Below are 12,584 nucleotides of genomic sequence, written 5' to 3'. Positions count from 1 at the left end.
CAGGCTATAGTAGAGCAGTTTTTTCGACGCACCTGAACCATCTGGAGACACGACATGCGCAATATTGTTCCGCCTTTTACCCGCAGAACAAACAAAAAGCCCTTCGTTTTCGGAGTTATCGCCGTACTTCTCCTGGCCTTTCTGGGCGCCGGTTGTGCATCCAAAACAACCACTGCGGATTCCGACTATGACCGGGCAAATGCCCTGCGCAAGGAAGGCCGCATCAACGACGCCCTTCCCTACTATACCGAAGTCATCCTCAAAGACCGCAACCTCAGCCACAAGGCCACGGCCTACTATTACCGCGGCTATTGCAACGAGGAACTGCAGGACTTCGGCTCGGCCTACCGCGACTATCTGGCATCCCAGCTCGTGGCCTGCCACATAGACCGCCAGGACCTGCCCTCGCGGGGCTCAAGCCGCGGAAAGCTGATGTACAGTTTGTGCGCAGACCTTGCCCCGGAATCGGCCCGGGAGATGCGCGCCAAGATTTCCAAAGAGCTGGCCGACTGGGCCGAAGGTGCAGTCCGCAAGGCACTGCCAGCCGACTACTTTACCGACTGACGGACAGGGTAGTGTTCTGGCTTGCATTCCCACGGGCCGTACGCACCGGGCTGACCACACGAACCGCGCCCTCGGCAGGGAGAGTTTTTCGGGCACTTTTGGTTTGCCTGCCCCTGGCCTTTGCAGTCACGTTTGCAATCGCGTTCGGTTCCACCACGGCTGAAGCAACGCAGGAGGGCAGCGCACCCGGCAAAGCAATGCAGCGGCCCTCTTCCATTGTCCGGGCCGAAGGCACGGCCTGCATGGGAGACGATGCGTCGCGTCGCCAGACCCGCGATACCGCCATGCAACGCGCCCGGGACCAGGCCGCGCGTTTGGTCCGCAGCCATATTTCCTCGTCGGTAACCGTGCGCGACAACGTTCTGCGTGAAGACCTCATCCGTTCCTACGCCCGGGCCGATGTGCGGGTGCTGGAAGTGCTGGAAAGCGCCTGGCACCAGGACCCCACAGCCGGACAATGTTACCGGACGCGCATTCTCGCCGAGGTGGTCCCCGAGGCTTCCGGGAAAAATCTCCATGGCTCCCTGCCGGAAGATCCCGCAGCCCCCTTGACAATCCGCCTCTGGACAGACAAGGACAGCTACCGTAGCGGCGAGGTGGTTCGCGTCTACCTGAAGGGCAACAAACCCTTTTACGCGTTGCTGGCCTACAAGGACGTTGCAGGCCGGCTCATCCAGCTTCTGCCCAATCCCATGCGCCACGCCAACCGCTTTCAGGGCGGCGTGGTCTACCGGGTACCGGACCTGGAAGACGGCTTCGACCTCAAGGTCATTCCCCCGTATGGGCGGGAAAAGGTGATGCTCTTTGCCGGAACCGGTCCTCTTGGAACAGTGCGGACAACAAAAAATTCAGGTATTCTGGTCATTGATGAAACGCCCGAGGATCTGGCCCGGAGCACCCGGAGCATCCGGTTGGTTCCGGCCCGCCCCGAACAGGGGGCCGATGCAGTCCGGCGGAGCCAGGAACCTGTGGAATTTTACGAAACCAGCCTGGATATTTCCACGGAACCATAACCACAGGCCCCCACAGGCCCTAGGAAAAAACAGACGGGCTTTCCGCACCATGTCTCGGGACTTATCCCACATGGCGGACCTCTTTCTTTCGCCCCGGCCAGCAGGCTCGTTTCTGGGCCGCCCTGTAATGACGCAAACGGAAAAACAGACATGCACCCAACACACGACGACACCATAGCCGCCATTGCCACCCCGCCGGGACGCGGAGGCGTGGGAATCATCCGCATCAGCGGTCCCCTTGCCCGCCAGGCAGGACACGGGATGTTCCGTTCCGTCAGCCCAAATTTCAAGGATTTCGATCCCTACAGGCTGCACTACGGCCATCTGCATGCAGCTGACGGCACCTTGCTGGACGAGGCCATGGTCGTCTACATGCCTGCTCCCAATTCCTTTACCGGCGACGATGTGCTGGAAATGCACTGCCACGGTTCGCCAGCCGTGCTCCGGCTGGTGCTGGAATCCCTTTTCTCCGCCGGAATACGTCCGGCAGGTCCGGGCGAATTCACCTACCGGGCCTTTATGAACGGACGCATGGACCTGAGCCGGGCCGAGGCCGTGGCCGAACTGATCGACGCGCCCACCAGCGGCGCGGCCATGGCTGCCGCCGAACGGCTGGAAGGCACGCTGGGGCGTCAGGTCGCTGCCATGCGTGAAAGCCTCTCCGACTTGAGGGCCCAGCTCTGCCTGGCCGTGGATTTCCCCGAAGACGACGTGGAATGCCTGCCCCTGGACGACTTCGCAGACCAAATCGCCTCGGTGCGCAGGGAAATACAAACCCTGGTGCAGGCCTTTGCCCGCACCCGTCTGCAACGCGAAGGCGCGCTTGTGGTCCTGGCAGGACGGGTCAACGCGGGCAAGTCCAGCCTGCTCAACGCACTCATCGGACGCGACCGGGCCATCGTAACCGACGTACCGGGAACCACACGGGATTTCATAGAAGAACAGGTCGATCTGGCAGGCATGGCCGTGCGCCTGGTGGACACGGCGGGACTGCGCCGGGCAGACGATGCTGTGGAGGCTGAAGGTGTACGGCGCTCCCTGAGTCTGCTGGCCGACGCCGACCTCATCCTGCTGGTCATCGATGCCGCCGCGCCCCTGTCGGACGAGGATATCGACCTTTATTGTTCGCATGGACCGGAAAAAGTCCTGGCGGTCTGCAACAAGATGGACCGGACGGACCTGCCTGAAGCCTCGTGCGAAAACATTGAGAAAAAGCTCACAAAGGCTGCAGGCGGCCCTTCCCGCATGGTACGGATATCCGCTGAAACAGGAGCGGGTTTGGACGCTCTGGAAGGCAAAATCGCGGCCATGCTGGGCACGGAAGCCAAAGAGCAGGACACCCGCGTGGTGCCCAACGCCCGGCAAAGCCAGATACTGGAACGCGCCCTGAGCGAGCTGGAAGAGCTGAGCAACGATATCGGCGCGGAGCTGCCCTACGACATTCTGGGCGTGCGCCTGGAAAGCGCGACGGCCATTCTGGAAGAAATAACCGGTGAAATTGCGCCCCAAGATGTTCTGGACAGAATTTTTTCACGATTTTGCATAGGAAAATAATCATTGATCGATGCGGCTGTTTACGTAAAAATTAGTCGCGAAGCGTAAATGCAAATTTCAGACACCCCGAACACGGGCAAGGTGACGCGCCAATGCAGGACATGGCCGCATTTCTTTTGGAGTATTTCGATTTCGACTTTAACGACCAGGGAATGGTTGTTGTTTTGGGAGAAGACCCGCCGGAACTGCTTATCGATATGCTACGAACCTTGAACAGCGAGTCTCAGGCTGGGCTTGTCGGCGTGTACGAATGCCTCAGCATGATGGCCGAATCCGACGACCCCGAAGCCTTTGAAGTGGACGACAAGGTTTGTAGTTTGGAACTGCGCGCAAAGGTGATTGCCCATTTGCGCGAACTTCATCAAGGCTGAGAGTTTATCCGCTCATTACCTAAAAAATTTCAACAAGATACCCCATCCATCAAGACGGTTGGACCATCGCCGACCCGATCAATTTTCTATCATAGCCTTTCAACCATCGCCCCCCATGGCGCCATGACCCCGCGGACTTTTTTAGTGCCTTGTGTGGTTGGAGTATGCCTTTTTTCACCATTCTCAGCAGACATTGAAAACCGGCATAAAAAAAAGCCGACGGAATCTCCGTCGGCTTTTTAGCACTTCCCGGTACAGGGTCTGTGCTCTGCCGGATGGCTATCCGGCATTGTGGCGTGTTGTCGCCTTTTTTAAAGAAGTCCCGGACGCTGCCGTTTTTCAGGACTTTCCAAAATCGGGTCCAACGCGCCGCCCAGAAGTCCGTTGACCACACTCAAAAGCAGACCAGCAACCTTCTGGGGAATTATTAAAACGTCCATCAGAAATGAACTCCTGTTCGTGTTTATCCGCGTTCAGGACAACAACCCTCTCAGGTTGTCCCAAACGAGGCGGGTCCGTCCCGCCATGGCGGCCGCACTGCACAAGCAGTGCTCCGCATTACTCCAAGTGCGTAGCGGACGCGAGTAGCGTCGTCTGTTGGGGCTGTAAAAGGCCTTCGCTGTTGGAGGAAATGGGGCTTTACGTCCTTTCCCGGGAAAAAGCAAGAACCCCATCTCGCATGATAATTTAAAAAAAATTGCATTGCGCAAAAAAAATTTTTACATCACTGCGCAACAATTTCCTTATCCCTCGCAAAATGACGGCCCAGCAGGCCTCCCACGGTATTGCATATTGAAAACAGAATACGAACCAGCTGTTTTTGCGTATTTCACGAGCAAACGTAACCAGCTGTTTTTAAAAAATAAAAATGCAAGGTCGGATTTCCGAACAAACCTTTGGTCAACTTGACGCATTGTTGACCATATGGCAAATGGCCCGCATTGATTAGTCAACCAATCGATTTTTCTCAATCACTTGGTTGTGTAGTGAGACAATGGCACGTCCGTTGCTAACCTAATAACGTGCAGAAGAAGACGCTGCACGGTATCGAGTGATCATCCGAAGGTTCATGCGCCGTCGTCTCTGCTGGCAAGTGAAATATTTCTCAAGACATTGGGGAATTCGGTGATCTTCGCATATAGGCCGTTTTAACATTCAACTCCCAGGAATGGCCCAAGGATATCCACGTGCAAGCCAAATACACCATTATCCGAACAGTCTGTATTCTTCTCGGGGTTGTAGCTCTTGCCGGCTACCTCCTGCCGGAAGGATTCGGCTCCCGCTTATCCGGCAGTTCCGCCGACATTCCGCCCCGCATTCTCCTCGACAACGGAGGGGGCCGTGTCATCTTCACCCATGCCGCCCACGCCGAAGACTATGGGGCCGAGTGCGCGGACTGTCACCACGAAGATGCGGGGGATCCTGCCCATCCGGTGGCCTGCGGCACCTGTCACCCCAAGGAGTTCGACGCTCAATTTGCGGCCGAACACAGGTACGCCTTCCCGTCCAACGATTATTGCCTGCGCTGCCACTCCGAGCAGCCGGACATCAATGCGGCTCCCGGTTCCATGCCGGATGAAGATAAGCCGGATATGGAATCCATCCCCACCCGGATGGACGCCTTCCACGCCCAATGCATGGGCTGCCATCGCGATATGGGAGCAGGTCCCTACCAGGACAACGAATGCTCCTCGTGTCACGCAAAATAGGGGAGCACACAATGAACAAAATAGATTTTTCCCTGAAGCACCAAACGGACAAGCCGCTGACGGAGATTGCACCCGGCTCCGAGCTTGTGCTGTGGGTAAATAACTACACGCCGGAAATCGGACGGGGCAAAAAGGTGGTGCGCGGCACCCGCCTGGCCACGCACCAGGAAGAACACGGCGGAAGCCTCTGTTCTCCCTGTACCGGTAAAATTACCTCCGTGGATGTCGGCTATATCCGCATCAAGGTGACTCCCCCGCAAGAGGGCGAGGAAGCCGAAACCGTCGAAAAGATAGACCTGCTCACCGAAAGCACCCTGCCGGAAGGAGAGGAATTGCGCACCATTTTGGCAAACCTGGGCATAGACACCCGCCCGGTGCGCAAAGCCGATGTGCTGCTCGTCAACGGCCTCAATCCCGAACCCGGCATCATGGTCTACGGCCAGCTCTACAACGACTGCCGCGAGATTGTGGAAGCCGGATTGCGCATTGCAAGACGCGTGGTGCAGCCGTCTTCCTGTTTTTTCGCAGCCGACGAATCGAGCAAAACCTTTGCGGACTGCAAGACCATTGCCGTCAAGCCGGTTTACCCGCAAGGGCTTGCCCCTCTGCTGGCCGACAAGGCCATGGGCAAGAATTTCAAGGGAAGTGTGGCCGTTCTGGGGCTGAAGGAATTGTATTTCATCGGACGGGTCGCGCAAACCGGCCTGCCCCTGGACCACACCGTCATCACCGTGAACAACGCCAACTACTACGTGCCCCTGGGCATGCCGGTGCACGAAGTTCTGGAAACTGCGGGACTCGAATACGGCAAGGGCGACCGCGTTGTGCTGGGCGGCCCCATGCGGGGCTGGCCCATCTACAACCTGGAGCACGGTGTCGGACGCCGCCATTGCGGAATATTCGTGGTGAAGCGTGATCAGTTCCCGCCCGTTGTGGATACGCCGTGCATCAACTGCGGGGAATGCGTTCTGCATTGCCCGGCCAGGCTGCGGCCCAACGAAATAACCCGCTATGCGGAGTACGACATGTTTGAAAAGGCCGAGAAGGCCGGTCTGTACTCCTGCCTCGATTGCGGGTTGTGTGCCTACCACTGCACGGTGAACCGTCCCCTGAAACACTACCTGCGTTTTGCCAAACGGCAATTGCTCGAACGCGCACAGAACGCCAGCGCTGAATAGGGAATGCCATGACACCGACCATCATCCTCAAGCCTTTTTCCCAACGCGACACCCTCCTGACCGTAGGACCGGCGCCGCACTGGCGCAGCGGACGGACGCTGCGGCAATTCATGTTCTGCCACATTCTGGCCCTGCTGCCCGCAATTGTAATGGCCGCATACTACTTCGGCCTGCCCGCCCTGCGGGTTGTGGCCACCTGCGGTCTGAGCGCGGTTCTCACCCAATGGGGCTGCTGCCGCCTCATGCACAGGGAGCCGGACGTGGACAACTACGGCGCGCTGTACATCGGCCTGCTGCTGTCCTTCCTGCTGCCCGCCACCGCCCCCTGGTGGCTGGCCCTGCTGGGCCCGGCCATTGCCGTCTCCCTGGGCATGGCCGTTTTCGGCGGGCTGGGACAGTCGCCCATCAACCCGGTTGTTCTGGCCTGGGCCGTGCTCACGGTTTCCTGGCCCGGCGTCATGGACATCGACCTGTCCCTGGCCGCTTCCAGCCTGAACTACCCCCTGGCACAGCTCAAATTCTACGGCGTGCACACGCTTTCCCAGTTCAGCTACCTGGACTTTCTGGCCGGTAACCAGCTGGGCGGAATCGGCGCATCCCAGGCCGGTGCCCTCATTCTGGGCGGGATATTCCTCATGGTGCGCGGCATGCTGCGTCCCTTCATCCCCCTGGCCTTTCTGGTCGGCGTGCTGGCCATGGCCGGGCTGTTCCACGTCATCTATCCGCAGACCACGGCCGATCCTCTCTTTCACGTACTTACGGGCAGCACCCTGCTGGGCGCGCTCTTTCTGGCACCGGACAGCGGTTCGTCCCCCTGCGGCCGACTGCCCATGCTCCTGTACGGATTCATCGGCGGCTGTCTGGTCGTGATGATCCGCACCTGGGGCGTGTATCCCGATGCCACCCCCTTTGCCGTCATGCTGGCCAACCTGTTGGCCCCGTTGCTGGACCGCATCCGTCCCGTACCTTTTACCCGCGAGGTGTACCATGCGTGAGACACTGCGCATGCTGGTGGTGCTCACCCTCATCTGCGGCGTGTCCGGCTACAGCCTGGCCACGCTCAAGAAAGCCACGCGCCAACGCATAGAATCCCAGGTATTGACGTACGTCCAGGGCCCCGCCCTGCTGGGCGTGCTGACCCAACGCGATAACGATCCCATTGCCGACCGCAAGCCGTTCGCACTGGACGATTCGGAAATATTGGTCTTTCCCGCCTTTGACCAAGGCAAACTGACGGGCATTGCTTTTGAAGCCTTTGCTCCGGGATATTCCGGTGACATCGGCCTGATGGTGGGTTTCGATCCCGCCACGGACAAGCTGGTGGGCATCGGCGTTACCACGCAGACGGAAACCCCCGGCATCGGTACCCGTATTCTGGAAAAGTCCTTTACCAGCCAATTCAAGAACCACGGTCTGAAAAAGCTTGATGTGCGCAGCAAGGACGGCGACCTCGACGGCGTAACCGGCGCTACCTACTCCACCACCGGAGTCATGGCGGCCGTGCAAAAGGCGGCCAAGCTCTACACCCGTCTCAAGCCTGAAATTATCAAGACCTGGCCCCAAGGAGATGCATCATGAACCGTGCATGGAAGGAATTTTCCAAAGGACTTTGGGACGAACTGCCCCCATTCAGGGTTTTGCTGGGCCTGTGCCCCACCCTGGCCGTCACCTCCAAGGCTGAAAACGGCCTGGGCATGGGAATGGCCGTCATCTTCGTGCTGGTCATGTCCAACGTCATCATCTCCCTGCTGCGCAAGCTCATCCCGGCCAAAGTGCGCATCGCCTGTTTCATCGTCATTGCCGCTTCCGTGGTTGTGGCCGTGGAACTGCTGATGCAGGCCTACACCTACCCGCTCTACCAGCAATTGGGCATCTTTGTTCCGCTCATCGTGGTCAACTGCCTCATTCTGGGCCGGGCCGAGGCCTTTGCCTCCAAGAACGGTGTTCTCTACTCCCTGCTCGACGCCCTGGGCATGGGGCTGGGCTTTACCCTGTCCCTCACCTTTCTGGGCTGCGTGCGGGAACTGCTCGGCACGGGCTGTCTGTTCGGCCACTACGTGATGTGGGCCGGTTTCAAGCCCTTCGCCTTCATGGTCAAGGCACCCGGCGCATTCATCTGCCTGGGGCTTATCCTGGCAGGCATGAACTGCTTCAATGTCTGGTACGCCCGGCGCACCAACCAGGAACCCAAAGACATCTCGGCCGACATATGCGGCCAGTGCGGCATATGCGGCAACGGCGGAGGCAATTGCTCGTCCACGCACTCGGCCTCGCAATCCACAAGCCGGTAGGAGGAAAAAGACATGGATTACCTGCTGCTGGTCATATCGGCCATATTCATCAACAACATCGTTCTGGTGCAGTATCTCGGCACCTGTCCTTTCATGGGCACGTCCAAATCCACGGACGTGGCCCTCGGCATGGGCGCATCCGTCATCTTCGTCATGCTCATGTCCACGGCCATAACCTGGCCCATACAGCATTACATTCTCAATCCCTCGGGCATCGGCTACCTGCAGACCATCGTCTTCATCCTGGTCATCGCCTCCCTTGTGCAGTTCGTGGAAATGTTCCTGCGCAAGGTCATTCCCCCGCTCTACAGATCGCTGGGCCTGTTTCTGCCGCTCATCACCACAAACTGCGCGGTTCTGGGCGTGGCCATCATGTGCCAGCGGAGCGAATACGGCTTCACCATGTCCCTGGTGTACACCGTCGCCTCCGGCGTGGGCTTCACCCTGGCCCTGCTGATCATCAGCTCGATCAGGGAACGGCTCGACACCGCCCCCATTCCGGCCCCGTTCCGCGGCGTGCCGGTGGCCCTGGTTCTGGCAGGCGTCATGTCCCTGGCCTTCATGGCCTTTCAGGGAATGGCCGCATAACCGACTTCGATGAGATAGGGAGCTAGCATGATAACAACGTCAGTCATCGTTCTCATAGCCCTGGGCTTCACTGCTGCGGCGGTTCTGGCCGCGGCGTCCAAGGCGCTGTACGTAAAAGAAGACCCGCGCATCGCCCAGGTGGAAGCCTGCCTGCCCGGCGCCAACTGCGGCGGCTGTGGCCTGCCCGGCTGCGGAGCTGCGGCGGCGGCCGTGGTTGCCGGCAAGGCCAAGCCCGACCTGTGCGTGGCCGGCGGCAATGAAATTGCCGAAGCCATTGCCAAGGTCATGGGCATGAGTGTTGATTTCAGCGAACCCGAAGTTGCCGAGCTTATCTGCACGGGCGGCAACCGGGCCGAAACCATATACGCCTACGAAGGCATTCACGACTGCCGCGCCGAGGCCATGCTCTACTACGGCGAAAAATCCTGCGGCCTGGGCTGCATCGGCATGGGCACCTGCGTGCGCGCCTGCCCCTTCGACGCCTTGCAGCTTGATGAGCAGAACCTGCCCGTGGTCAACAAGACCCTGTGCCGTTCCTGCGGCAAGTGCACGGAGGTTTGCCCCACCGGCGCCATCCGCATCAGCGGCCTGAGCGCCAACCTGCTGCACATCAACAAGACGCAGGACTGCCTGGCCCCCTGCATGCAGAAATGTCCCATCCAGGTGGATGTGCGGACATTCGTCCATCAGCTCAAGAAAGGACGTCTTGCCAGCGCCCTGCAGACGGTCAAGAGCCGCAACCCGCTGCCCCTGATTCTGGGCCGCGTCTGCCCCGCCCCATGCGAGCAGATCTGCCGCCGCAATATTCTCGATTCCGGCGTGGCCATCAGCACGCTGCAGAAGTTTGTGGCGGAATGGGAAATGCAGTCAGGCCAGCACGTGCCCCTGGACTGCAACCCGGACACCGGCCACCGCGTGGCCATTGTGGGCGCAGGCCCGGCAGGCCTTTCCTGTGCTTACTTCCTGCGCCGTCTGGGACACCACCCCGTACTTTTCGATACCCACGCCGAACCCGGCGGAATGCTGCGCTACGCCATTCCCGAATTCCGTCTGCCCCACCACGTGGTGGAATGGGAAATCCACGGAATTCTGGAGATTGGCGTTGAATACCGCCCCTTTATGAACTTCGGCAAAGACTTCACCCTGGAAAGCCTGGCCGAAGACGGCTTTGAGTCCGTCTTTCTGGCAACGGGCGCATGGCACACCCCCTCCCTCGACATTCCCGGCGGCGACGGCCGCAATGTCATGGGCAGTGTGCAGTTCCTGGGCGAAATCGGCGTACACATCAGCTCCATGCACGAGAAGACCGTGGTGGTCGTGGGCGGAACCAACGCCGCCATGGACACGGCCCGTACCGTCATCCGCCTGGGTGCCTCCCGTGTCGTGGTTCTGGCCGAAGACATCCAGCGCAAGATGAGCGCCAACAAGACCGACATCAAACACGCCACTTCCGCGGGCGCAGAGATAATGGAACAGACGCGGCCCGTGGAATTCCACCAGGATGGACACGGCAATGTGGTCCGGGTGGACTTTGAACAGGTCCAGTACAAGGACGAGAAAAAGGCCTCGGGCCCCATCCTTTCCGTGCCCGACACACTGCAAAGCGTGGACTGCGACCTGGTGGTCGTCTGCCTGGAACGCTGGCCCGAGCTGGAATGCTTCAAGGACGCCGAAGGCAATATCCCCTTCAAGGTTTCCAAGCAGGGCACGGTGGAAGCGGACAAGGCCACCATGCAGACCTCGCTGCCCCATGTTTTCGCCGGTGGCGAACTGCGCCTGGGCCGCTCCCTGGTGATGGACGCCGTGGCCGACGGACGCCGCGCCGCACGTTCCATCCACACGCTGCTCACGGAAGGCAAGGTCCGTCGCTTCTCCGCCCCGCCGCTGGAACGGGTCATTCCCGAATCCATCCTCAAGGGCATGAAGGTCACCTACTCCATTCCCCGCGTGAAGGAGCAGGAAATTCCCGTTGATGTGCGCAAGCACTCCATGACCAAGGAAGTGACCCTGCCCATCACCCTTTGCGACGCCGTCAAGGAAGCCAGCCGCTGCCTGCACTGCGGCCTGACCTGCTACGACAGCGACGCGGGCAGTGAATACGCAAACGATCCGGACGTGCTGACCTTTGAGGAAATCGCCGCCCAAAAAGCTGCCAAGGAAGCCGCGGAAGCCAAGTCCGCAGCATCCGCCAAGGATACGGCCAAGGAGGCCTGCGCATGAAATCTTCAACAACCATGAAGCCCTTTTCCCCGGCTGCTTCCAAACCCGGCGCCGACCATACGGACAGGCGCGGTTTTCTGAAGATGGGGCTGGCCCTGGGGGCCGGAGCCACGCTTCTGGGACCGATAAACGCCCTGGCCGCCGTAACGGGCAAGGGGCCGGTACGCGTGCAGGATACGCGCGTGGCCATGGGAACCTTTGTGACCATGACCGTTATCGCCTCCTCGCACGATCAGGCCGCAGAGGCCATTGATTCCGCTTTCTCCGAGATAAGCCGCCTGACAGCCATACTGGACAGGCATAACCCGGACACGCCCCTTTCCTGGCTCAACAGCAAGGGCGTGCTCAACCATCCCGACCCGGAACTGGTTACCGTCGCACAGGTGGGAGCCGGTTTCCATAAAACCACGGACGGCGCTTTCGACATGAGCGTTCTGCCCCTGGTACAGGCATTTGAAGAGAATGCTGCCTCTGGCAGCCCAGCAACCCCCGACCAAGGCCTCATCAAGGAGGCTCTTGAAATGGTGGACTCTAATGCAGTCCGTATTTCCCCGCGTACTATACGCTTTGAAAGACAGGGCATGGGAATCACGTTGGACGGTATCGCCAAGGGATACATCGTGGACCGCGCATCCTCCATCCTGCGCGCCCACGAGGTGACCGACCATCTGATCAATGCCGGAGGGGACATACGGGCATCGCAGGGCCGCTATATGCAACGCCCATGGGTCATTGCCGTTGAAGATCCCAAAAAGCAGGGACATCGCCCCGACGTCATCTCGCTTCGCTACGGCGCGGTGGCCACTTCGGGCGGGTATGAGATCTTTGACCCGCATGATCGAGCCCGCCATCATATCATCGATCCTACCATCGGCACCTCGCCATCCCAGATTGTAAGCGCTTCGGTGACCGCCCCTTCGGTCATGGAAGCCGATGCCCTGTCGACTTCGGTTCTCATTCTAGGTCCGCGGCGGGGGATTTCCCTGCTTAATTCCCTGCCCGGACGGAATGGGTATCTTATGGCCGCCGACATGGGGGTGACTTCCACCCTCCGTTGGCCGTCGCGCAATACATGATTCGCACTCCGTTTTGCGAG

13 protein-coding genes are annotated in these 12,584 nt (G+C 59.6%); 12 read left to right on the top strand and 1 reads right to left on the bottom strand.

What is annotated here, in order from left to right; genetic code table 11:
* The first annotated feature begins 54 nt into the window (after positions 1-54).
* The 4 genes from ACI0FJ_RS17120 (at position 55) to ACI0FJ_RS17105 (ending at position 3,502) form a co-directional block, all read left to right on the top strand.
* On the top strand, positions 55-564 hold the full coding sequence (locus ACI0FJ_RS17120; protein ID WP_424305362.1) for a hypothetical protein: 510 nt from the start codon (positions 55-57) through the stop codon (positions 562-564).
* Positions 565-575: 11 nt separating this feature from the next.
* A complete protein-coding gene (locus ACI0FJ_RS17115; RefSeq protein ID WP_424305360.1) occupies positions 576-1,577 on the top strand; it encodes a DUF4384 domain-containing protein in 1,002 nt (333 codons plus the stop codon).
* A gap of 150 nt (positions 1,578-1,727) precedes the next feature.
* A complete protein-coding gene (gene mnmE, locus ACI0FJ_RS17110) occupies positions 1,728-3,131 on the top strand; it encodes a tRNA uridine-5-carboxymethylaminomethyl(34) synthesis GTPase MnmE (RefSeq protein WP_424305358.1) in 1,404 nt (467 codons plus the stop codon).
* A gap of 92 nt (positions 3,132-3,223) precedes the next feature.
* Positions 3,224-3,502 carry a hypothetical protein gene (locus ACI0FJ_RS17105; RefSeq protein ID WP_424305356.1) on the top strand — a complete coding sequence of 93 codons (279 nt, stop codon included), beginning with the start codon at positions 3,224-3,226 and terminating at the stop codon, positions 3,500-3,502.
* Positions 3,503-3,813: 311 nt separating this feature from the next.
* Here ACI0FJ_RS17105 and ACI0FJ_RS17100 read toward each other — a convergent pair whose 3' ends face one another.
* Positions 3,814-3,942, bottom strand: coding sequence for a hypothetical protein (locus ACI0FJ_RS17100; protein WP_424305354.1), 129 nt, complete (start codon positions 3,940-3,942; stop codon positions 3,814-3,816).
* Between the two features lie 747 nt (positions 3,943-4,689).
* On the opposite strand from ACI0FJ_RS17100, the gene ACI0FJ_RS17095 reads away from it, so the two are divergent.
* From ACI0FJ_RS17095 to ACI0FJ_RS17060, 8 genes are read left to right on the top strand one after another with little or no spacing between them, the layout of a single operon-like run.
* Positions 4,690-5,211, top strand: a complete 522-nt coding sequence (locus ACI0FJ_RS17095) for a cytochrome c3 family protein (RefSeq protein WP_424305352.1) — start codon at positions 4,690-4,692, stop codon at positions 5,209-5,211.
* A gap of 11 nt (positions 5,212-5,222) precedes the next feature.
* Positions 5,223-6,389 carry a 4Fe-4S dicluster domain-containing protein gene (locus ACI0FJ_RS17090; RefSeq protein ID WP_424305350.1) on the top strand — a complete coding sequence of 389 codons (1,167 nt, stop codon included), beginning with the start codon at positions 5,223-5,225 and terminating at the stop codon, positions 6,387-6,389.
* Between the two features lie 8 nt (positions 6,390-6,397).
* On the top strand, positions 6,398-7,384 hold the full coding sequence (locus tag ACI0FJ_RS17085) for an RnfABCDGE type electron transport complex subunit D (RefSeq protein WP_424305348.1): 987 nt from the start codon (positions 6,398-6,400) through the stop codon (positions 7,382-7,384).
* Complete coding sequence (gene rnfG / locus ACI0FJ_RS17080; RefSeq protein ID WP_424305346.1) at positions 7,377-7,967, top strand: RnfABCDGE type electron transport complex subunit G; 591 nt, start codon at positions 7,377-7,379, stop codon at positions 7,965-7,967. The genes ACI0FJ_RS17085 and rnfG overlap by 8 nt, the downstream gene beginning before the upstream one ends.
* Positions 7,964-8,680, top strand: a complete 717-nt coding sequence (rsxE, locus tag ACI0FJ_RS17075) for an electron transport complex subunit RsxE (protein ID WP_424305344.1) — start codon at positions 7,964-7,966, stop codon at positions 8,678-8,680. The genes rnfG and rsxE overlap by 4 nt, the downstream gene beginning before the upstream one ends.
* 12 nt (positions 8,681-8,692) lie before the next feature.
* A complete protein-coding gene (locus tag ACI0FJ_RS17070; protein ID WP_424305342.1) occupies positions 8,693-9,268 on the top strand; it encodes an electron transport complex protein RnfA in 576 nt (191 codons plus the stop codon).
* Between the two features lie 27 nt (positions 9,269-9,295).
* Complete coding sequence (locus ACI0FJ_RS17065; protein ID WP_424305340.1) at positions 9,296-11,488, top strand: RnfABCDGE type electron transport complex subunit B; 2,193 nt, start codon at positions 9,296-9,298, stop codon at positions 11,486-11,488.
* Positions 11,485-12,564, top strand: a complete 1,080-nt coding sequence (locus tag ACI0FJ_RS17060; RefSeq protein ID WP_424305338.1) for an FAD:protein FMN transferase — start codon at positions 11,485-11,487, stop codon at positions 12,562-12,564. Before ACI0FJ_RS17065 ends, ACI0FJ_RS17060 begins: the two co-directional genes overlap by 4 nt.
* Positions 12,565-12,584 lie beyond the last annotated feature (20 nt).

Source organism: Desulfovibrio sp. 7SRBS1, from assembly GCF_049723905.1.
Classification (GTDB): domain Bacteria; phylum Desulfobacterota; class Desulfovibrionia; order Desulfovibrionales; family Desulfovibrionaceae.
The sequence above is the reverse complement of the archived record's forward strand: the minus strand, read 5'-3'. Positions and strand labels throughout refer to the sequence as shown.

What these genes read in the sequence shown, in the direction of transcription:
- ACI0FJ_RS17120 (WP_424305362.1), top strand. Translation starts at nt 55, where the DNA reads ATGCGCAATATTGTTCCGCCTTTTACCCGCAGAACAAACAAAAAGCCC.
- mnmE (WP_424305358.1), top strand. Translation starts at nt 1,728, where the DNA reads ATGCACCCAACACACGACGACACCATAGCCGCCATTGCCACCCCGCCG.
- ACI0FJ_RS17105 (WP_424305356.1), top strand. Translation starts at nt 3,224, where the DNA reads ATGCAGGACATGGCCGCATTTCTTTTGGAGTATTTCGATTTCGACTTT.
- ACI0FJ_RS17100 (WP_424305354.1), bottom strand. Translation starts at nt 3,942, where the DNA reads ATGGACGTTTTAATAATTCCCCAGAAGGTTGCTGGTCTGCTTTTGAGT.
- ACI0FJ_RS17090 (WP_424305350.1), top strand. Translation starts at nt 5,223, where the DNA reads ATGAACAAAATAGATTTTTCCCTGAAGCACCAAACGGACAAGCCGCTG.
- ACI0FJ_RS17085 (WP_424305348.1), top strand. Translation starts at nt 6,398, where the DNA reads ATGACACCGACCATCATCCTCAAGCCTTTTTCCCAACGCGACACCCTC.
- rnfG (WP_424305346.1), top strand. Translation starts at nt 7,377, where the DNA reads ATGCGTGAGACACTGCGCATGCTGGTGGTGCTCACCCTCATCTGCGGC.
- rsxE (WP_424305344.1), top strand. Translation starts at nt 7,964, where the DNA reads ATGAACCGTGCATGGAAGGAATTTTCCAAAGGACTTTGGGACGAACTG.
- ACI0FJ_RS17070 (WP_424305342.1), top strand. Translation starts at nt 8,693, where the DNA reads ATGGATTACCTGCTGCTGGTCATATCGGCCATATTCATCAACAACATC.
- ACI0FJ_RS17065 (WP_424305340.1), top strand. Translation starts at nt 9,296, where the DNA reads ATGATAACAACGTCAGTCATCGTTCTCATAGCCCTGGGCTTCACTGCT.
- ACI0FJ_RS17060 (WP_424305338.1), top strand. Translation starts at nt 11,485, where the DNA reads ATGAAATCTTCAACAACCATGAAGCCCTTTTCCCCGGCTGCTTCCAAA.